Raw genomic sequence first — 20,223 nt, 5'->3', positions numbered from 1 at the left:
GCGAATAAGTGCCATGCTGCAGGTCGAAGGATGGAGTTCAACGGGCCGGCGCCGAGCGGGTCCTAGAAAACTAAACCGCACATCGGCAAAACAACCGCCGATACAAAAAGGGGAACAGGATCAATGATTACGCGTAGAGACATTATGGTTGGCGCGGGCGCGCTTGGCGTGGCCGGCGTGCTCGGCAAGCTCGCGGTGCCGGCCAATGCGCAGGGCAAGAAGTCACTCGTGCTCGCGTCGATGGGGCCCGTCACGGGTAATTGGGATCCGACTTCCCACACGACCCTTGGTCAGGGCAATTTCGAAAAGTTCGTCTTCAATGCGTTGACGCGTGCCCCGATGCGGGACGGCGAGGCGGACCTGCTCGAACCCGCGCTGGCGGAAAGCTGGAAGCTGATCGACACCAACACGTTCGAGTTCAAGCTGCGCGACGGCGTGAAATTTCACGACGGCAAGGAATTCAGCGCCGAGGACGTAAAGGCGACGCTCGAATACTCCTGCGACCCGGCCCGCCCGGCGGCTTCCTTTTGCCCCGGAAAGGTCGATGTCGAAATTGTCGATCGCCTTACGGTGCGACTGCACACCGAGAAGCACGGCTATCCGGCATCGGCTTGGTGGTTTATTTCAAGCGTGATCCCGATCCTCTCGGCGAAGGATGTTGCTGATCCGAAGATTCTCCAAAAGCGTCCGAACGGCACGAACGCCTTCAAGTATGTCGAGACCAACGGCGACAAAAATATTCTTCACGCCTATGACGACTTCTTCGGCGGGCGTCCGAAGATCGATGAGGTCGTCTATGCCTATGTTCCGGATGCCAACACGCGGGTTCTCGGCCTCTTGAACGGCCAGTACCACATCGCCGAACGTCTCGAGCCGGAACAGTACGCATCGCTCGCCGGAAATCCGAAGGTCACCACTCGCAAGGGTCTCACGACCGAGAACAAATATCTGCATTTTCGCTGCAACAAGGCGCCCTTCGACGATCCGCGCATCCGCCTGGCGGCATGCCATTCGATCGATCGCAAGCAGATCCTCGAACTGATGGGCGAAGCGGCGCTCGAGTCAAGCTGTTACGTCTCCCCGATGAAGTTCGGCTTCACCGACATCAAGGGATATCCAGACTACAATCCCGAGGAAGCGCAGCGTCTGCTGGCCGAAGCCGGCTTCCCGAACGGGGCGGGGCTGCCGCAGCTCGAATATATCACTTCGATCGGCTTCTATCCCAAGACCAAGGAGTATGGCGAACTGATCGCCGCGATGCTCCAGGAGCAGGGCTTCAACGTGCAGTTGACGGTGCTCGAGCCAGCGGCCTGGGAAGTGGCGATCTATCGCCGCGCCGACGGTCAGGGCCAGGGCCATATGTGCGACGTCGGCTGGATGACGCCGTCGCCTGAGCCGGACCTCGTCCTGCGGCCCAACTGGCACTCCAGCGCGGCGCTGATTTCGGGCATCAATGATCCCGAGATCGACGCGGTCCTGGACAAGGAGCGCAACGCGCCCAATCCGGAACAGCGGCTGAAGATCCTCACCGAGGAAACCTTCCCGACGATGGCCAAGAAAGTCCCAAGCTTCTCACTGTTCTCTGCGCTCACCTTCCACGGCGCCGCCAAGAACCTTGAAGGCGCGGTCTACCTGCCCTACGGACCTATCGACCTGTCGAAGGCGGATCTCGTCTAACCTTTGGCCCAGCAGCGTCGCCATCCGGCGGCGCTGCTCCTTCGTGAGCCTGCCGTTATGCTTTTTGCAATAGACTTCTTCGTTCGCCGTCTTGCCCAAGGCGTGATCATTGTGGCGGGCATCGCCCTGTTGATCTTCACCCTGCTGCGCGTGGTGCCCGGCGACCCCGTGCGGCTGATGCTCGGCCCGATGGTTTCGCAGTCCGTGGCGGAGCAGACGGCCAAGGAGCTCGGCCTCCGGGATCCGATAATCGTCCAGTTCGGGCGGTATATGACCCAGATCGTCCGCGGCGATTTCGGCCGATCCTTCGTGCGCAGCGCCCAGGGCGGCAGCACTGGAGGTTCGCGCGGCGAATCGACCTTCGATGCCAGCAACCGGGCGCCGGTCATTGATCTGATCGGCGCGACATTGCCCTACAGCCTGCTGCTGGCCGGCCTGGCCTTCCTGATCTCACTGTCGATCGCGGTTCCGCTCGGCATCTGGGCCGGCCTTAACGCGGGCAGGGCGCCCGACCGATTCGCGCTTTACCTGAGTTCGGTCCTCGTCTCGCTGCCCAATGTATGGCTCGGACTGGTGTTCATTTATTTGTTGTCGGCCAGGACTGGCTGGCTACCTGCAATCGGCTACGAGAACTGGACCTATGCGATCCTGCCGGCCTTGGTCCTGGCGGTGGAACTGATTCCGATCATCGTCCGGTCGCTCTCGGTTTCGGTCTCCTCCAACCTCCTCGAGCCCTATGTCTATGTTGGCCAAATCCGCGGGCTGACCCGACGGCGCATGATCTCGGCGCATGTTCTGCGTAACTCCGGGATACCCCTTCTGAACGTGTTGGGCATCCAGGCGGTCGGCCTGATCCTCGGCTCGCTGTTCGTCGTCGAATACCTCTTCAACTATCCGGGGATCGGCCTGCTCATGATCAATGCGGTGTTCCAGCGCGATTTCCCGATCATCCAGGCGATCGCGATCTTCGCCTGCGCCGGGCTCGTCGGTGTGAACATCCTCGTCGATTTCGCATCGACCACGATCGACAGAAGGCTCCAGTACTGATGTCCGAACACACCATCGTCGACGCGGAAGTCAGCGTTCCCCCAAAAGCCCGAAGCCTCGGCGCTAATATCTTCCTTCAAGCATTCAAGACGCCGGAGTTCCGGGTCGGGGCGGTCATTTTCATCGCCGTGATCCTGCTCTCGGTCGCCGCGCCGGGGCTGCTCGGCCTTTCCGCGACGAAATTCAACGTCGGCCTCAAGTTCTCGCCGCCCTGGCCTGCCGAAGGTTCGGTCTGGCCTCATTTCATAGGGACCGACCAGTTGGGCCGCGATCTTCTAGCCCGATCGCTGATCGGCCTGCGGAACGCCCTGATGATCGGCATTACGAGCGTCATCGGCATGTTCGTTCTAGGTTCGGCGGTCGGGATGGTGGCCGGCTATGTCGGCGGCTGGACCAACCTGATCCTGATGCGCATCACGGATGCGCAGATGTCGATCCCGGTGATCATCCTCGCCATCACCATCCTCGGCGTGACGCGGCCGACGCCGCTGACGGTCATCCTCGTCTTCATCCTCGCGGGCTGGCCAGGCTACGCACGCGTGGCGCGTAGCGTCACCATGTCCGAGCGGCGCAAGGAATATGTGCGCGCCGCCAAGATCCTCGGCGCATCGGACGTCCGGATACTGCTGGTGCATATCGCGCCGAACATCCTGCCCCCGATCGCATTCGTCGCCGTGCTCGACGTCGCGCGCATGATGATCTTCGAAGCCATCCTCGGGTTCATCGGCATCGGCATCCAGCCGCCCACGCCTACATTCGGGACGATCATCGCCGACGGCACCAAGTATCTCCTGAATGCGTGGTGGATCACCACCATTCCCGGCCTGCTGCTGGCGATATCGCTGTGCAGCATCAACCTCATGGGCGGTGCCCTTGAGCGCTCCCGCAACAAGCTACTCCAAGGTGTCCTATGAGCGGGGAGAGTGTAAGCATTCTCGAGATTTCGGGCCTGTCGGTCGATCTAGCGTTGCCAGGCGGCGCAAGGCGCGCTGTTCTTCAGGACGTCAATCTCTCGGTTTCCCAGGACGAGGTCCTCGGCATCATCGGTGAAAGCGGCTCGGGTAAGACCGTCCTGTCGCGCGCACTCGTCAACTGGATAAGCCCGCCGCTGGTCGTGACCGGCGGGACGATTGCCTACCATGGCCGCAACCTGTTCGATCTCGCGCCCGCCGAGATGCAGAGATTGCGAGGGCGCAAGGTGGCCTATATAGGCTCCGACCCTGGCAGCGCACTCGATCCGACCATCCCGGTCGGACAGCAGATCATCGAGAAGCTGCGCGCCGTCGAGCCGGGCATTTCGACTGCGGAAGCCAAGGCGCGCGTGCTTCGTGTCCTCGACGCGGTCCGCATTCCTTCCCCGGCGCAGCGCTTTCACGAATTTCCTTTCCAGTTCAGCGGCGGGATGATGCAGCGCGTGCTGATTGTCGATGCCCTGGTCACCAACCCTGACCTGCTCGTCGCTGACAACATCACGCAGCCGCTCGACGTGACGGTCGCCGCCCAGATTCTTCGCCTACTGAGGGATCTCCAGCGCGATTTTCGCACGGCGGTCATCTTCGTCTCCTCGGCGCTCGGTGTGGTTAACGAGATCGCAGACAACGTCCTCGTGCTCGCCGATGGCCGCGTGGTCGAGTGCCAGCAGACCCGTAAACTGATCGACGAACCCCAGCACAACTACACGCGCAACCTCATCAAGAGCGTGCCGCGCATCTGGGGCGCCGAGCAGGTCACCGCCGCGCCGGGCTTGGCCAAGGACGACACACGCGAAATCATCCTTTCGGTCCGCGACGTCTACCGTTCCTACGCAACCAAGGACCGTGAGAGGCTGTTTGCGTACCGGGTTGTCCAGGCCGTCCGGGGCGTCTCGTTCGACGTCTACAAAGGCGATAATCTTGGCATCGTAGGCGAATCCGGTTGCGGGAAGTCGACGCTTTCGCGTCTACTCAGCCGCCTCGAAGCACCCAATCGCGGCCAGATCCTGTTCAAGGGCCAGGACATCGCGCATCTCGGCCGAAAGAAGCTGCTTGATCTGCGCCGTCGGTTCCAGCTGCTGCTGCAGGATCCCTACAACGCCATCCCGCCACATTTGGCCATTGGCCGGACGATCGCCGAACCGCTGCGCATCCATGGCGGAATGAGCGCCAAGGAGATCGGCGAGAAGGTCGCCTACACGATGAACGAGGTGGGGTTGCGCCCCGAGCTGACGGACAAACTGCCGGTAGGGCTCAGTGCGGGCCAGCGGCAACGCGTCAACATCGCCCGCGCCATGGTGCTGGACCCGGAACTCCTGATCCTCGACGAGACGCTGTCGGCACTCGACCAAGTGGAACAGGGCAAGCTGCTCGATCTTTTCGAGCGTCTGCAGGCCCGCCACGGCATGACCTACATCTATATCTCGCACGATCTGAGCATGGTGCGCCGCGTCTGCAATCGCGTGGCCGTGATGTATCTCGGTCGCATCGCCGAACTCGCCGGCAACGAGGCGACGTTCTTCGATCCCGGCCATCCCTACACGCGAGCCCTGCTCAGTGCGGTTCCGGCGATCGAGCACAAGCCCTACGACACGGCGACCTATCTCCTTGAAGGCGAGCCGCCGGACCCCATCGACATTCCTTCCGGCTGCACCTTCCGCACACGCTGCCCGTTCGCTTTTGACCGCTGCGTCACGGAGGATCCGGCGCTGCTGAAACGAAGCGACGTGGATTACGCCGCGTGCCATCTCGTCGAGGCCGGCTTGTCGGCGCCAAGGCTGATGCCGGCGGTCGATCTGAGCGGCCCGTAACAGCGGCGCAGTCCCTGACCGTCCTGGGCGCCCCTGACCCCGGCGCGGTGCCCCGCAATCCCGATGAGGCAAGCGTATCATGGAATTCGACTATATCGTCGTAGGTTCGGGCAGTGCGGGTTCACCGCTCACCGCCAGGCTTGTCGAAAAGGGTGCGAGCGTCCTTCTCCTCGAAGCGGGCAAGCGCGAGAAGCTCCACCTGACGCGCGTACCGGCCGCGCTCATGTATACGATCGGTAACAACCGGTACGACTGGAACTACGTCACCGAGCCTGATCCGAGCCGTAACGGACTGCAGGAAGCCTGGCCGCGCGGGCGGGTTCCGGGTGGTTCGTCGGCCATCAACGGGATGATCTTCATTCGTGGCGCGGCCGGCGACTACGACGCTTGGGAGGCGCTGGGAAACAAGGGATGGGGCTGGGCCTCCGTGCTTCCCTATTTCCGCAAGATGGAGACGGCGGACGACGACAGGGACAATTCTCACCGCGGCGGGATGGGTCCGCTCCGGGTTTCATCGCTGCGCTGGAAACACCCACTATCGCAGAAATTCATTGACAGCTTCGTCAATGCCGGCGTGCCCCGCAACCCGGACCTGAACGGGAGCTCGCATGAAGGGGTCGCCTGGAATCAAGGGTCCACGACAGGGGGCTTGCGTCATTCGGCGTTCGACGCCTTCGTCCTCCCACGTCTCAAGGACAATAAGTTGACCTTCATGGACGACGCGCTGGTGGAGCGTATCGTCATGGAGGGTAAGCGGGCCTCGGGCGTGGACATCATGCGCGGGGACAAGACAATCCGGGCAACAGCACGCCGCGGTGTGGTCCTGTCTGCAGGCTCCATCAACTCGCCACAGCTCCTAATGCTTTCGGGCATCGGCGATCCGGCCGAACTGAGTCGCCATGGCATCGAAGTGCGCGTCGCCAGCCCCGACGTCGGGCGCAACCTGATGGAGCATCCGGGCCTCTATGTCCGCGCCGAAATGGACGTCAAGACGGGCAATGCCTATGCGTCGGCCCTGGGCCGGCTGCGCGCCGCCGGGCAGTGGGCGCTGTCGCGCAGTGGCGTGCTGAGCGTGCCGACCGCGCAGGTGCTCGCCTTCCTCAAATCCACACCCGAGCAGGAGGTGCCCGACCTCCAGTTCCACCTCTTCCCGTTCGGCTATTTCAGCGAAAGCGGACGCCTGCGCGTCCCCACGCGCAATCTCGTCACCATTCTGGCGAACGTGAATTACCCCAAGAGTACTGGCCGTCTGGAACTACGCAGCAGCGATCCGCGCACGCCGCTCGCGATTTATCCGCGGCTCCTCGACCACCCAGACGACCTGGACTGCGTTCTACGCGGACTGGCCTGGATTCGCCGCCTTGCTTCGACGCCGCCATTCGGAAACCACGTGCGCGAGCTGATCGACGTGCCGCCCGAGGGGGCCGGCCGCGATGCGGAGGAGCAGTATGTGCGCAAGGCAACGGTCCCCTTCCTTCACCCGGTCGGGACCTGCCGGATGGGGATCGACGATAAGGCGGTGGTGACGCCGGAACTGCGCGTGCGCGGCACCGAGAGGCTGTGGGTGGCGGATGCCTCGATCTTTCCGCGCCACATCGCGGGCAACACCAACGCGACTGCAATCATGATCGGCGAGCGGGCGGCGGATCTCATCCATCCCTGATCCCAGGCAAGCCGGAACAGGAGCCAGACGGGCAATGACCAGGAATTTCAAGCACAATTTCATCGGCGGCAGGCGCGTCGACCCGCTCGGCCCGGAGTCCATCGAAGTTCGTTCGCCCTACGACGGCAGCCTGGTCGGCACGGCTCCGCTCGCCGCACAGGCGGACATCGACCTTGCCGTCGACGTGGCGCGCAAAGCGTTCGACGAAGGGCCGTGGCCGCGCATGCCGGTAGCCGAGCGCATCGCGGTCATCCGTAAATTCACCGACCTCTACGAGGCGCGGTCCACGGAATTTGCCCGACTGGTCACGGCAGAAATGGGCGCTCCCGCGTGGTTCGCCGCGGCGATCCAGGCCCTGATCCGTGATCAGGGCCAGGCTTATCTGACCGCGGCCGAACACTATCCCTGGGAAGTGAAGCGCGAGGGCTTCCCGAAAGGGACGTCCATCTGGATCCGCGAACCAGTCGGCGTGGTTGCCGCCATCATCCCCTGGAATGCACCGCATCAGGTCGCGCTAGCGAAACTCTTTCCGGCTCTGCTTGCCGGATGCACGGTGATTCTGAAATTGGCGCCGGAGACGGCGATTGACGGCCAATATCTGGGCGAACTTTTCAGCGAAGCCGGACTGCCGGACGGCGTGCTGAGCATCCTGGTAGCGCACCGGGAAGTGAGCGAGTATCTCGTCACGCATCCGGGAGTGGACAAGATCGGCTTTACCGGGTCGACCGCCGCCGGAAGCCGCATCGCCAGCCTCGCCGGTGCGCAGCTGAAGCGAGTCAGCCTAGAACTGGGTGGCAAGTCCGCGGCGCTCGTCTTAGACGACGCGGATATCGGCGAAACGGTCGAGGCGCTGCGTTACCGCTCGTTTCCGAACAACGGCCAGGTCTGCGTTGCGCAGACTCGGATACTCATATCGCGCCGGCGCCACGATGCCTTCACCTCGGCGCTGGTGGACAATGTTACGGGTATGAAGATCGGGAATCCGGCCGACCCGCAAACTTTCCTCGGTCCGGTTGCTGCCGAGCGCCAGCGCCAGCGGGTCAGTGACTACATCCAGTCTGGGCTGGAAAGCGGCGCGGAACTTGCGACGGGCGGCCTTGGAATGCCGGAAGGCATCAATCACGGCGCCTTCGTGAAGCCGACGGTTTTTGCCAATGTCGACAACAACTCACGCATCGCCCAGGAGGAGATCTTCGGCCCAGTCGTCTGCGTCATCCCCTATGACGGGGTGGATGAGGCAGTGCGGCTCGCCAACGAGTCGGAGTACGGTCTCTCCGGTTCGGTTTGGACGAACGATACTGACCAGGGTCTGGCGATCGCCCGCCGCATCCGCAGCGGCGGGCTGACGATCAACAACGCGGCCTCGGACCTGCTCTCCCCCTTTGGCGGCTTCAAGCGAAGCGGCGTGGGACGCGAGTTCGGCCCGGAAGCCATCAATCACTACATCGAGCACAAGACTGTCGCAGTCTGAGGGAGTTCCGGAGCGATAATGAGCAACGGCCATGGAATATGGATGCATGTCGACGGTCAGGCCGGGCGCTTCATCGAACTGAGCGACAGGGTTTGGGAAACGCCCGAACTGAACTATCAGGAACATCGGTCGTCGGCCGAGCATCTGAAGGCGCTTAACGATCAGGGCTTCCGAGTTGCTACCGGCCTTGCCGGCATGCCGACGGCCATCATGGGCGAGGCAGGCGAAGGCGGCCCGGTCATCGCCTTCCTCGGCGAGTTCGATGCATTGCCGGAGTTAAGCCAGGAAGCCGGCGTAGCGGAACACCGGCGTCTTTCCGGCAATGGACCGGGACATGGCTGCGGACACAATCTGCTCGGGGCCGGCGCACTGCTCGCCGCTACGGCGACGAAGGATTGGCTGGCCGCGAACAGCCTGCCCGGGCGTGTACGCTATTATGGCTGCCCGGCCGAGGAGGGCGGATCGGGCAAGGCGTTTATGGTTCGCGACGGGGTTTTCGCTGACGTCGACGCGGCGCTTTCCTGGCACCCCTTCTCGTTCGCGGGCGTAATGGAGCCGGCCTCGCTCGCTTACGCGATCCTTGATTTTTCTTACACTGGACGGTCCGCCCATGCTGCGGGCTCGCCGCATCTCGGCCGCAGCGCGCTCGACGCCGTTGAGCTGATGAGCGTCGGCGTCAACTATCTGCGCGAACACATCCCCTCCGATTGCCGGGTTCATTACGCCTATCTCAATGCGGGCGGTCCGGCGCCGAACATCGTGCAGGCGGCCGCAATTGTGCGCTACATGGTTCGGTCGCCGCGAGCCTCCGAGGTGTTGATGCTAGTCGAGCGGGTCAAGCGCATCGCGGAGGGTGCAGCGCTGATGAGCGAGACACAAGTGGAGTCGCGCTTTGTCTGTGCGATGAACAGCCTGCTTGGCAATCGCGTTATGGAGGGAGCGATGGCGCAGAATTTCGAGATGCTGGGGCCGCCGGAATTCGATGCGGCTGACCAAGCGTTCGCGGGGCAGATCCAGGCCACGCTGACAAGGGAGCACATCCAATCAGCCTATGCGATGTTCCGGCTTCAGGAGAGTGACAGCGCTCTCAGCGACGGTATCGTCGGCGCCGCTTCCGGTGGCAAGCAGATGCTTGGATCGACTGATGTCGGCGATGTGAGCTGGGCCGTACCGACCGTGCAGGCATATGGCGCGACCTATGCCATCGGCACGCCTTTGCACACATGGCAAGTAACGGCGCAGGGCAAATCGCCACATGCACACAAGGGCATGATCCATGTTGCCAAAGCGCTGGCGGCGACGGCGGCGGACCTCTTTAGCCACCCCGATCTGCTAGCTTCAGCTAAGGAGGAACATGCAGCAAGGTTGGCGCGCGATCCCGCAGTACAGATCCTGCCGCCCCACCTCGCGCCCCCGTTGGACGGCTAGATGTATGATGCCGGGCATCGTGCTCATCTTTGTCGTCCTAATCAAAGGAACCGCTGGAGCGAAGCGACATACTTTGCCCGAAGATGGGATTTCTCCTGGAAGATGTGTGAACGATCCCGTGATAGTGACGGTTGATCGGCCCTCATCAAGCTGTTGCACTGCGATGGGCTTTGAATCACTTCTCCCGATCCTCGGGTTGCCCGGATCTCCATCACTGATGTCGTTCTCTCCTGCCGAAAGGGGACGTCTTTTCGTGCGACTGTCGGTCATCCTCAAGGGTGCGGCGCGCGGTAGCTTTCCTCACGCGCTATCGATCCGTCCTACCTTGTTGGCGAGAGCGACTGTGACCTGCCGTTCCGGTTTACGCTCAAGCAACTCGTCCGCCCAAGTGCTGACGGTCGTCACTTTTCGCCGGGTGTATCATTTCCGGCCGAGCTTGTCAGAGGGACGATCATGAGTTCGAGCGCGCCATACTCCGCAAACGAATTTCTGGCTGGGCTGAAAGGCCAGCGCGTTCTGGTGACAGCGGGTGCGGGGGGCATCGGTTTTGCCATAGCCGACACGCTGTCGCGGCTCGGCGCCCGCGTCGTTGTCTGCGACGTTTCCGGCGAAGCGCTCGCCGCTGCGCCCGACAAGATCGACCTGATCGCGGCAGTGAAGGCCGACGTCTCGCGCGACGATAACGTCGACCGGCTGTTCGAGGCGGTCGAGAAAGAACTCGGCGGGCTCGATGCGCTGATCAACAATGCCGGCATTGCCGGGCCGACAGGCGGTGTCGACGAGATCGATCCGGACGACTGGCGGCGCTGCATCGACATCTGCCTGACCGGCCAGTTCCTGTGCGCCCGGCGCGCCGTGCCGCTGATCAAGGCGGCGGGCGGGGGCTCGATCGTGTCGATGTCGTCGGCGGCTGGCCGCCACGGCTATGCGTTCCGCACGCCCTATTCGGCGGCCAAGTGCGGTGTCATCGGTTTCACGCAAAGCCTCGCCAAGGAGCTTGGGCTGCACGGCATCAGGGTCAACGCCATCCTGCCCGGCATCATCGAGGGACCCCGCATCGAAGGTGTTATCTCGGCGCGCGCCAAGCAGGTCGGTATCAGCCACGAGGAGATGACCGATCGTTATCTCCAAAACATTTCGCTGCGTCGCATGACCAGCCCTTATGATGTCGCGTCGATGGTCGCCTTCCTGCTGTCGGACGCCGGCATCAACATTTCCGGGCAGTCGCTCGGCGTCGACGGCAACGTCGAAACGCTCTGAGGAGGGCCGATCCATGGCAAAGGTTGCGATTGTCGGCAGCGGTTTCATTGGGCGGGCCTGGGCGATCAGCTTCGCTCGCGCCGGCCATGACGTGCGGATGTGGGACCAGTCGCCCGCCGCGACGGGCGGCGCGCGCGACTACATAGAAGGCGTGCTTGGCGATCTTTCTTCGAACGACCTGCTGCGTGGGCAGTCCGTCGACACCGTGCTTGGCCGCATCGCCATCGCGGTCGAACTGGAGGAGGCGCTGGCTGGAGCAATCCATGTCCAGGAGAACACGCCTGAAAACCTCGATGTGAAGCGGGAAGTGTTCTCCCTGATCGACAGTCTGGCCGGCCCGCAAACGGTGATCGCCAGTTCCACCTCGGCGCTGTTGCCGTCGAAGTTCACCGACCATCTGCAGGGGCGGCACCGCTGCCTGGTCGTGCATCCGATCAATCCGCCCTACCTCATTCCGGCGGCCGAGGTGGTGCCAGCGCCATGGACGTCCGCTGAGACGCTGGAAAGAACCCGCGCCTTCCTTATCGATGCCGGTCATGCGCCGCTGGTGATGAAGCGCGAGCTCGACGGTTTCATCATGAACCGGTTGCAGGGCGCCTTGCTTGAGGAAGCCTTCCGGCTCGTCGACGGCTATGCCAGCGTCGAGGATGTCGACATCGGCATCCGCGACGGGTTGGCTTTGCGCTGGTCATTCATGGGGCCGTTCGAGACCATCGACCTCAATGCGCCCGGCGGCGTGCGCGATTATGTCGATCGCTACCAGGGCATCTACTCCAACATCTTCCCGCAGATGCTGCGCCGGGTCGACTGGGCGGGCGAGGTCATGGCAACCGTCGAGGCCGAGCGCAGCAAGCGCCTGCCAAGGAAAAAACTGGGTGACCGGCAGGTCTGGCGGGATCGCCGGCTGATGGCGCTGGCGGCACACAAGAAAAAATCGGATCAGGAGTTCGGACAATGAAAGAAACCAGCCGCAAGCCCGGCGCGACGGCGACCAGGTCATCATCACCTGTGCGGTGACCGGGGCGATCCACACCCCGACCATGTCGCCCTACCTGCCGATCACACCGGACCAGATCGCGTCGGAGGCGATCGCCGCGGCCGAGGCCGGTGCCGCGATCCTGCATTTGCACGCGCGAGACCCGGAAACCGGCAAGCCCGACCAGACACCCGAGGACTCGGAAAGACTGTAGCGCTCAACTGGATAGCCGCCCAAAGCGGAGCTGCCTATTGTGAGGTTGCGCAGCATACCAAGGCTATCAGGCCGATGTTCCTGATGCTGCACGACGCCTACGGCGTCCAAAGGGACAGCAAGCACACATACGATCTTGCGAAGGATTGCATGAATTTTTTGGGCGCCCGATACGGCCCGACGCGCCCGTTGCTGGTGGACGAATATCAGAACTTCACACCCACTGTTTTGCGGGAGCTGCTGCATCTTCAGGAGCGATGCGGCTTCGCTTTACTGCTCGCCGGCAACACTCATCGGTTAGCGGGCACGAGGCGTGATACCCATGCTATGGATCAGATCGAAAGCCGTATCGGCATGCGTTTCGAGATCGGGCAGCCGACGCGGGAGGACTGCTTGAGGATTGACGCCGAACACAACGTTGAAGGAGCCGACGCCTACGTGGCAATCGCCACCTACGGGCAAAACACCTCCCTTCGCGCGCTGTGCCATCTCCTCCAGAATTGCGCTGCGGGTACCAGCGGCTTCGGCAGCATTCGTCTTCCCCGGATAGAGACCACGCTTCGCGGCATGTCGTGCGGCAGCGATGTGCTCAAGGTTCTATACGAGTGCCGAAACGACTTCGCACACGACGTGGGCAGCCCCACTTAAATTCGGACGACGACAGATAATTCCGAACATCACACCGGAATTGGTGCAATCGCGAAGTTAGCCCGCTTGCTGATCAGCCGTATTTGCCTCGCTCCTCAATTTTTCAAGCCGTGATCGGCAGATCATTTCGATACGATCGATCAACTCGGAGACCCGCTTGGCAAGCCACTGGAGCGCTTCGCGAGTGATCTCGAAGTGCCTCGAATAGCGCGCTTTCACATAAGCCTCGTTGATGACGTTGAACCAAGCTACGAAACGCTGCTGGTCGCGGGGCCAAACTTCGGCAAGTTCCTGTGCTTGATCTTCAGCGAGGCTGCGAAGGAATTTGACGTTGTGAGAGGCAGGGCTGTAATTTGTTAGAACCAACAACAACACCGCGTAGGCCTGCTCGATTGATTGGTGAAGGAGAAAGGCCGCTTCCTTGAAATTGGATTCGCTGAGAAGAAATCCAGCTGTCTTTGCAAATACTCGGGCGTGCGGCAGCCTGTCTTCGAGGTGTTCGGCTGCTAATTGGAATGCATCGGCCGGCTTCGTAGGTGCCGGATGCGCCAGCGATTCTTCGTCGAGCTCGTAGAGGACAATTCCCTCGCGACGGATGTCGACAAAGAAGTACTGACCCTCCCTGAGGGCAGTGTTCACCTCCCGGCGGGAATGTACAATGAAGCTGACTGGCGTGCTGATTTCGCGCATCAACCGGTCTGCTGCCGTCTGCCAATAGCCGGCAAAATCGGTCAGTTTGCGATTGTTCACCACCACAAGCAGGTCGAAATCCGAACGGTAGCCCTTCCTGGTATGCGGCTCGTCGACCCAGCCACCACGTGCATAGGACCCGAAAAGTATGATCTTGAGAATGCGCCCGCGCTTTTTGAAGTCGGTCATCCCTCCCTTGAGGGCATCCTCAAACTCCTCGAGGAGCAGCTCAACCGTCTTTCTCAGCTCGCGCTGCTTTGGTGGCGGGAGGTGGTCGATGCTGGATTTCATAAACAAGGATCTGTCGTCCATCGTGTGTGCATAGCCGAGACGAGGCCCCGAATCCACACACTGCCTCGTTCGGCCGAATTGAGCAACGCACACCGTGCGACATCAAATGGAAGAGTTGTTAAGTCAGCATCCTAAACATTGCAGAGGGATTTAAGCTCATCACGTATCACTGCAATGTTGGGGGTATCGTCAATACATTGCCCCACCATTTCCCAGCGCTTTTATCTGTGGAGGGTCTGTCCCGCAGCGTCGCGCTCGGTCCTCGAATAAGCGAACAGACTTCTAGCTCGGAAGATGTCGGCGAACTCATGCGGAAGGGGGGCGGCGGTATCGGCCGCCGGATTTTCTTAAGATTTTCCCTGTCGAGCCGCGGTCGAACACCGGTATGTTCAAACCGGAGATTTCCAATGCCATTTCGATTCGTCGACACCGCCGACATCCACCTCGACTCGCCGCTGCGTTCGCTGGCGATGCGAAACCCCGACCTTGCCGAACTCGTCGGAGACGCCAGCCGTCAGGCGTTTGTCTCGATCGCTGACCTCTGCCTCACGGAACGTGTCGATGCCCTGGTCATTGGCGGCGATCTCTATGATGGCGATCAGACTTCGATGAAAACGGCCCGCTTCCTGGCGTCACAGATGACACGGCTTCATCAGGCCGGCATCAGGGTTTTCAAGATCCGTGGCAATCATGACGCCCTGTCGCGGATATCGAAACAGCTGGTGTTCCCTGACACGGTCACGATCTTCGGCGGCCGTCCCCAGACCGTGCTGCAGACAGCCGGCGGGCTTGACGTCATGTTCCACGGCTTGAGCTTTGCCAGCCCCAAGGCGCCGGACAGTCTACTCCCGAAGTACTCAGCGCCGCGCGAGGGCGCGGTCAATGTCGGTATCATGCATACCAGCCTGGCCGGATCGCCGGGCCACGACGTCTATGCCCCCTGCAATGTCGCTGACCTGCACGGCCACGGTTTCGACTACTGGGCGCTTGGGCACATCCATGTCCGCCAAGTCCATCCCGGGGCAAGCACCGTGGTGATGCCAGGAATTCCACAGGGCAGGGACATCAACGAGGCCGGCGAGAAATCCGTCACCCTGGTGACGATACAAGACGACCGCACCATCGAGATCGAGGAAAGGCTCACCAGTATCGCGCAATTCGAGCGGGTGAACGTCGACGTGACCGAAACGGTGGAATGGTCCGAGATCGTCGAGCGTGTCCGATCCGCGCTCGAAGATGTGCGCGCCTCCGTTAGATCCCGTCATGCTGTGGTTCGCCTCGGCCTGACCGGGGCGTCACCTCTATCGTGGGCACTGATCCGCGACCGGGATCTGCTGCTCGCGGAAGCTGAGCAGGTCGCGGACCAGGTAGGCGAAACCTGGGTGGAGAAGCTCGAACTTAACGTCTCGCCACCCGCAGCCGAAACATCCGAGGGCGTCGCCGATCCGATTTTCGAGCTCGCAGAGTCCATGCGCGCCGATGCCGGCTCGGAAGCCTTCCGTGCCGAGGCGAGGGCGTTGGTCCAAAAGATGATCGCGGATTTTCCGCCTGACGGGCGCGATTTCGCCGGCAAGGACGAGACTGAGCAGGAGTTGTTCCTGGAGAGGGTGGTTGCCAGCGGCGCCGACCTTGTTACCGCCCGCCTCAAGGCCGGTGGGTCACAATGAGGCTGCGGCGACTTGATCTCATCCGTTATGGCAAGTTCACCGACAGGACGATCGACTTCGGGCCGAAACCGGAATCCGGTCCCGACCTGCATGTCGTCTTCGGCCTGAATGAGGCCGGCAAGTCGACGGTGCTTTCCGGCTATCTCGAGATCTGCTGTTCGGCATCGAGGAGCGCAGCCGCTACAATTTCGTGCACGAGTACAGCGCAATGCGCATCGGCGGGGTGCTCGAACTTGGCGGCGCGGAGCAGATTTTCACACGCACCAAACAGCGCACCAACTCGTTGCTGAACGCGACTGGCCAACCAGTCAGCGAAATGGCGATATCATCCCATCTCGCCGGCCTGTCGCGCGACGCCTACGAGACCATGTTCTCGTTGGACGACGAAACGCTGGAAGCAGGTGGAAAATCAATCCTGGAATCGCGCGGTGACCTCGGCAAGCTGCTGTTCACGGCCAGCGCCGGCCTCGGGCATGCAAGCGATACATTGAGCCTGCTCGAGGCCGAGGCGGACAGGCTCTATCGCAAGCAGGCACACGGAACCGAGCTTGCTCTGTTCAAGAAGCGGCTTGCGGAACTGAAGTCGAGGAGGGAGGCGATCGACACCTTGGCGTCGACCTTCGAAACCCTTGAGACAGAGCGCCTGGACGCGACAGAAAACTACGACCGCAGCATCGCCGAGCGGTCGGTGCTGTCGGCCAGGCTCGATACGATCGCGAATTATCTTCGCGCGATCCCGATCCTTGCCGATATCCGACGCAAGCAAGCCCAGCTGGCCGAGTTGCCAGAGATCGCTTCACCGTCACGGACCTGGACGGGCAGCGTCGCCGACATGATCGAGATCGACGCCAGCCTGAGAACGCGTCTGCCGTCCTGATGCAGCATCATGACCCGACGAGTCGAATTCTTGCCCAGACGCCGATCGAGCAAGCCAGCTTCCCCAGCCTTTTCGTACCGATCGCGGTAGCGTCGGAATTGCCGCTCCGACATGCCAAGCAACTCGCCGGCCTCCGTCATCGAAAGATCGCCGCCATTCCAACGGCTCAAAACGTCCCGAAACTTTTGCATTCTCCGGCCGCCGATCCAGCAACCCAGCTTCCCCAGCCTCTTCCTAACGGTCGCGGTAGCGTCGGAATTGCCGCTCCGACATGCCAAGCAACTCGCCTGCCTCCATCATCGAAAGATCGCCGCCATTCCAGCGGCTCAAAACGTCCCGAAACTTTTGCATTCTCCGGTCCTGTAGCCATGCCGTCCGCTTCATCCCCAGCCTCCATCCGCTGGCGATAAAACCGGACAACTCACGTGCTACCTAATCCGGACAACTCATCTGCTTACGACATTGCAACCGGATGGGGTTGCGTTATTCCTTGCGGCGTGTAGGATAAAAAAGATGCTGGGAGGTCGATCGCGACGATCGTCCAACGCAGATGGCGCCCTCTGCTTCTTTAGCCTTAGTCAGCCTCACCGCGTTGATGGAACGCGGCAGCGGTAGCCCGGAAGTGAAGATCGGGCTCATCGATGGACCTGTCGTTACCCAACATCCCGATCTGACAGGCGAACACCTCCACGAGATCCTCGGAAGCAGCGGTGGCACATGCACCCAAGCTAACAGCGCGGCGTGCCTACATGGAACGTTTGTGGCCGGCATCTTATCGGCCCGGCGGAGTTCCGCTGCGCCCGCCATTTGCCCCGATTGTACCCTACTCATACGCCCTATTTTCACCGAGACGACCGCCGGGCGCGAACATATGCCCAGTGCAACACCCCGGGAGCTTGCCACGGCGATTGTCGAATGCATTGGCTCAGGCGCGCGAGTAATCAATTTAAGCCTCGCCCTTGCGCAACCTTCGGTTAAAGACGAGCAGGCGTTGGAAGAGGCGCTCAATCTCGCCGTCAGCCGCGGCGTCATAATCGTTGCAGCTGCGGGCAACCAAGGCACGCTTGGAAGTTCCGCCATCACCCGCCACCCGTGGGTCATCCCGGTGGTGGCCTGTGATTTTCGAGGTAGGCCGATCGACGAATCGAACCTGGGTAGTTCCATCGGCAGGCGGGGTTTTCGCGCGCCCGGCGACAGCATTACCAGTCTCGGCAGCGAGGGCCAGTCGCTTGCGCTCGGTGGAACAAGTGTTGCGGTGCCCTTTGTGACCGGTGCGATTGCACTTCTATGGTCGGAATTTCCTTCTGCGACCGCGGTACAAATCAAGCTCGCCCTGACCCAAGCCTCCACCTCGCGACGTGCTTCCGTCGTTCCACCTTTACTGGATGCCGCGGCGGCCTACCAAGTACTATTGGTGACAAATGGGAGGAGGCGAACAGCGTGACAAAGGCAAATGAAGGCAACGACTCGCCAAACCAGAGCGAACATCCGCCTTACCGGGTACGCCTGCCTGGATTTATCACCGACGAGGAAATCGGGTTAGGCGATGCGGTTGGACGAGCTACCTCCTATCTGGGGATACAATCCTGCGGAGGCTGTGAACGCCGGGCGGCCGCGCTAAACCGCCGGTTTGTCTTCACCGGCCGTGCCCATTAACCCAGATCCATTGATCTGTGATGTGATGAATGAGGATTACTATGGAACAAGAATCGACAGAACGGTCGACAGGTCATGATGAGGCAAGATGCGATGCCGCTGTGTTCACGGCCGCCTACGGTCCCGCTGGGGAGGAAAACCTCCGATCGTCGTCGACCTCTCCACTCTCGAGGGAGACGCCCTGCCCAACCTGCGCAGGAGGCGCGAACTCCATGTCCCTCTCTTATGTTTACGCCATTGGTCGGGTCGAAGCGCGTTTCCCGAACCTCGCCGCGGAAAAGGAATTTGCCCAGGCGACAGGACGCACGGAGACCGCCGGGAAGACCGATCAACAGACCTTCTACGCCGTGCTATCCAAGCGCGAGCACCGCTACCTAGTGCGCCAACTATGCTGGGTCCTGACCATCCAGGGGCTGGAAACTTACCTACTGCAGCCACGCGATCCGGCGGACATTGATCTGCTGGTGGAAGCCACTCGTCCCGCCCCTAGCCCTAATGACATCGATGTTGTCATCGGTATGCGCGGTCCCATCGCGCCGCCGCAAATGTGTAATGGCCTGATGGTACCCATCGTCGCATTCGATCAAATCTACTCCTTCGACCGCGACGCCCTTATCAAAGCCATCCCGAAGCCGGAGAAAACCACTGCCCAGCAGTTCGGACCGGCGGCCGAGGAACTGTTCGGCAGGATCATGCAGCTGACGGACAATGCCGGCGCGACCGACGAGCACCGCGCCTTGAACTACCTGGCCATGCGCTATCCCGCTATCTATGGCAAGGCCGCTGAGGAATTTGGGCGGGACTTTTCGTTGACCGGGGTGGAAGTGCGCCCCTCGCCCTTGAGCGCCACCCGCAACATCGTTGACGTGATCTTCTCTTATACCAACCGCAACAGCGATTTTACAGAGAAGTTCTCTACGCGCTGCGACGTAACCGAAGAATTTCCGTTCCTCGTCGCGAAGATGTCGCCGTACTATGACCGTTAAATCTAGCTAAGTGTAAGGAGATACAAAATGAATATGCCTGGATTTACTGCAGAAACATCGCTATGCAAGACGAGAGGTCACTACCAATCTGCAATAAACCAACCCTACAACAATATTGGAGAAGGAGTGATGGCTCAATTGCGCGGCGGCGGCGGAGGCATGATTGGGGGAGGTGGTGTGCTCTTTGGGTTTTGGTCATGCCTTGCATGTACTACTGCTTGTTCAATACTTACTGCTGGCGATATACCGGCATGTTTGACCGCATGTTATGCGTCTGGCTTCTGCTAAGCGCAATTCAGAAGGTTCGTTCGCAAGATCCGGATCGCCCGTTCATGCGGGCGCTCCTTGGTTAAAGCGTTCCTGCATGTTGGCGGACTGAAGTTTGTGTCGACAAATCGGGAGTTAGTCTGGTCAAATGCTATGATCGATAAAACCAACAAAGGAGGCGATCAAAATGAATATTCCTGGATTTGCTGCAGAAGCCGCTCTCTTACAAGAAAGAACCGGGCGCTACCGACTCATGCGATTTCCGATTCAAGCAGGGCCAATTACGCCGAGTCATGAAGGACGTTTGCGCAAACCGGTGAATCCCCAAGCGCTGAATTGGGGAGGAAGTCGACCGGGGAGCTGTGTGGACCGTTGTTTGGCGTCGTGCCCAAGGGACTCCGTCGGTGGAATCGAGGTCGCGTGTGCCCTCAACTGCCTTTGGATCTGCTCCGGATCTCGAGTTCTTGGGTATGCTTCCTTTGCCGCCACCTGAGTGCCGGTGCCCGTGGGCAAAGTTGGCGTCCGCGGACCCCACCCTAGTGGCAATCCGCATCGACATTTTCTTTTGAGGTATTTTGATAGTCACTTCCTCCTCTCGGCCAGCCAAACCGGTTGAGAACCGCT

The 20,223-nt window shown here is 61.2% G+C and carries 16 protein-coding genes and 1 pseudogene; 16 read left to right on the top strand and 1 reads right to left on the bottom strand.

Annotated elements, in window-relative coordinates; translation table 11 throughout:
• Positions 1-123 precede the first annotated feature (123 nt).
• From FJ953_RS18650 to FJ953_RS18600, 11 genes and pseudogenes are all read left to right on the top strand, one after another.
• Entirely contained in the window at positions 124-1,677 is a 1,554-nt protein-coding gene (locus FJ953_RS18650) for an ABC transporter substrate-binding protein (RefSeq protein ID WP_140523193.1), read from the top strand.
• A gap of 57 nt (positions 1,678-1,734) precedes the next feature.
• Positions 1,735-2,724 (top strand): ABC transporter permease, encoded by a 990-nt coding sequence (locus tag FJ953_RS18645; protein ID WP_140499621.1) that lies wholly within the window; start codon positions 1,735-1,737, stop codon positions 2,722-2,724.
• Positions 2,724-3,638 (top strand): ABC transporter permease, encoded by a 915-nt coding sequence (locus FJ953_RS18640; RefSeq protein WP_140499619.1) that lies wholly within the window; start codon positions 2,724-2,726, stop codon positions 3,636-3,638. Before FJ953_RS18645 ends, FJ953_RS18640 begins: the two co-directional genes overlap by 1 nt.
• On the top strand, positions 3,635-5,506 hold the full coding sequence (locus FJ953_RS18635) for an ABC transporter ATP-binding protein (RefSeq protein ID WP_140499617.1): 1,872 nt from the start codon (positions 3,635-3,637) through the stop codon (positions 5,504-5,506). Before FJ953_RS18640 ends, FJ953_RS18635 begins: the two co-directional genes overlap by 4 nt.
• 79 nt (positions 5,507-5,585) lie before the next feature.
• Complete coding sequence (locus tag FJ953_RS18630) at positions 5,586-7,169, top strand: GMC family oxidoreductase N-terminal domain-containing protein (RefSeq protein WP_140499615.1); 1,584 nt, start codon at positions 5,586-5,588, stop codon at positions 7,167-7,169.
• Between the two features lie 34 nt (positions 7,170-7,203).
• Positions 7,204-8,640 carry an aldehyde dehydrogenase gene (locus FJ953_RS18625; RefSeq protein WP_140523199.1) on the top strand — a complete coding sequence of 479 codons (1,437 nt, stop codon included), beginning with the start codon at positions 7,204-7,206 and terminating at the stop codon, positions 8,638-8,640.
• Between the two features lie 18 nt (positions 8,641-8,658).
• Entirely contained in the window at positions 8,659-10,068 is a 1,410-nt protein-coding gene (locus tag FJ953_RS18620; RefSeq protein WP_140499610.1) for an amidohydrolase, read from the top strand.
• A 453-nt stretch (positions 10,069-10,521) separates the two neighbouring features.
• A complete protein-coding gene (locus FJ953_RS18615; RefSeq protein ID WP_140624919.1) occupies positions 10,522-11,328 on the top strand; it encodes an SDR family oxidoreductase in 807 nt (268 codons plus the stop codon).
• Between the two features lie 13 nt (positions 11,329-11,341).
• Positions 11,342-12,286 (top strand): 3-hydroxyacyl-CoA dehydrogenase, encoded by a 945-nt coding sequence (locus FJ953_RS18610; RefSeq protein ID WP_140523204.1) that lies wholly within the window; start codon positions 11,342-11,344, stop codon positions 12,284-12,286.
• A pseudogene (locus FJ953_RS18605) lies at positions 12,283-12,500 on the top strand (3-keto-5-aminohexanoate cleavage protein); the annotation flags it as partial. The gene FJ953_RS18610 and the pseudogene FJ953_RS18605, both read left to right, overlap by 4 nt.
• A gap of 29 nt (positions 12,501-12,529) precedes the next feature.
• Entirely contained in the window at positions 12,530-13,165 is a 636-nt protein-coding gene (locus FJ953_RS18600; protein WP_140523207.1) for an AAA family ATPase, read from the top strand.
• Positions 13,166-13,222: 57 nt separating this feature from the next.
• Here FJ953_RS18600 and FJ953_RS18595 read toward each other — a convergent pair whose 3' ends face one another.
• On the bottom strand, positions 13,223-14,146 hold the full coding sequence (locus tag FJ953_RS18595; protein ID WP_140523464.1) for a nucleotidyltransferase and HEPN domain-containing protein: 924 nt from the start codon (positions 14,144-14,146) through the stop codon (positions 13,223-13,225).
• A 407-nt stretch (positions 14,147-14,553) separates the two neighbouring features.
• Between FJ953_RS18595 and FJ953_RS18590 the strand changes: the two genes are divergently transcribed.
• The 5 genes from FJ953_RS18590 (at position 14,554) to FJ953_RS18565 (ending at position 19,332) form a co-directional block, all read left to right on the top strand.
• Positions 14,554-15,813, top strand: a complete 1,260-nt coding sequence (locus FJ953_RS18590) for a DNA repair exonuclease (protein ID WP_140523209.1) — start codon at positions 14,554-14,556, stop codon at positions 15,811-15,813.
• Entirely contained in the window at positions 15,810-16,103 is a 294-nt protein-coding gene (locus tag FJ953_RS30910) for an AAA family ATPase (RefSeq protein ID WP_246674848.1), read from the top strand. The genes FJ953_RS18590 and FJ953_RS30910 overlap by 4 nt, the downstream gene beginning before the upstream one ends.
• Complete coding sequence (locus FJ953_RS18585) at positions 16,004-16,690, top strand: AAA family ATPase (RefSeq protein WP_246674846.1); 687 nt, start codon at positions 16,004-16,006, stop codon at positions 16,688-16,690. The genes FJ953_RS30910 and FJ953_RS18585 overlap by 100 nt, the downstream gene beginning before the upstream one ends.
• A 550-nt stretch (positions 16,691-17,240) precedes the next feature.
• Positions 17,241-18,134 carry a S8 family serine peptidase gene (locus FJ953_RS18575; protein ID WP_140499605.1) on the top strand — a complete coding sequence of 298 codons (894 nt, stop codon included), beginning with the start codon at positions 17,241-17,243 and terminating at the stop codon, positions 18,132-18,134.
• A 424-nt stretch (positions 18,135-18,558) separates the two neighbouring features.
• A complete protein-coding gene (locus FJ953_RS18565; protein WP_140499601.1) occupies positions 18,559-19,332 on the top strand; it encodes a hypothetical protein in 774 nt (257 codons plus the stop codon).
• Positions 19,333-20,223 lie beyond the last annotated feature (891 nt).

Origin of the sequence: Mesorhizobium sp. B2-3-6 (genome assembly GCF_006442305.1) — a bacterium.
Lineage (GTDB): Bacteria > Pseudomonadota > Alphaproteobacteria > Rhizobiales > Rhizobiaceae > Mesorhizobium.
The sequence above is the reverse complement of the archived record's forward strand: the minus strand, read 5'-3'. Positions and strand labels throughout refer to the sequence as shown.

What these genes read in the sequence shown, in the direction of transcription:
- FJ953_RS18650 (WP_140523193.1), top strand. Translation starts at nt 124, where the DNA reads ATGATTACGCGTAGAGACATTATGGTTGGCGCGGGCGCGCTTGGCGTG.
- FJ953_RS18645 (WP_140499621.1), top strand. Translation starts at nt 1,735, where the DNA reads ATGCTTTTTGCAATAGACTTCTTCGTTCGCCGTCTTGCCCAAGGCGTG.
- FJ953_RS18640 (WP_140499619.1), top strand. Translation starts at nt 2,724, where the DNA reads ATGTCCGAACACACCATCGTCGACGCGGAAGTCAGCGTTCCCCCAAAA.
- FJ953_RS18635 (WP_140499617.1), top strand. Translation starts at nt 3,635, where the DNA reads ATGAGCGGGGAGAGTGTAAGCATTCTCGAGATTTCGGGCCTGTCGGTC.
- FJ953_RS18630 (WP_140499615.1), top strand. Translation starts at nt 5,586, where the DNA reads ATGGAATTCGACTATATCGTCGTAGGTTCGGGCAGTGCGGGTTCACCG.
- FJ953_RS18625 (WP_140523199.1), top strand. Translation starts at nt 7,204, where the DNA reads ATGACCAGGAATTTCAAGCACAATTTCATCGGCGGCAGGCGCGTCGAC.
- FJ953_RS18620 (WP_140499610.1), top strand. Translation starts at nt 8,659, where the DNA reads ATGAGCAACGGCCATGGAATATGGATGCATGTCGACGGTCAGGCCGGG.
- FJ953_RS18615 (WP_140624919.1), top strand. Translation starts at nt 10,522, where the DNA reads ATGAGTTCGAGCGCGCCATACTCCGCAAACGAATTTCTGGCTGGGCTG.
- FJ953_RS18610 (WP_140523204.1), top strand. Translation starts at nt 11,342, where the DNA reads ATGGCAAAGGTTGCGATTGTCGGCAGCGGTTTCATTGGGCGGGCCTGG.
- FJ953_RS18595 (WP_140523464.1), bottom strand. Translation starts at nt 14,146, where the DNA reads ATGAAATCCAGCATCGACCACCTCCCGCCACCAAAGCAGCGCGAGCTG.
- FJ953_RS18590 (WP_140523209.1), top strand. Translation starts at nt 14,554, where the DNA reads ATGCCATTTCGATTCGTCGACACCGCCGACATCCACCTCGACTCGCCG.
- FJ953_RS30910 (WP_246674848.1), top strand. Translation starts at nt 15,810, where the DNA reads ATGAGGCTGCGGCGACTTGATCTCATCCGTTATGGCAAGTTCACCGAC.
- FJ953_RS18575 (WP_140499605.1), top strand. Translation starts at nt 17,241, where the DNA reads ATGGCGCCCTCTGCTTCTTTAGCCTTAGTCAGCCTCACCGCGTTGATG.
- FJ953_RS18565 (WP_140499601.1), top strand. Translation starts at nt 18,559, where the DNA reads ATGTCCCTCTCTTATGTTTACGCCATTGGTCGGGTCGAAGCGCGTTTC.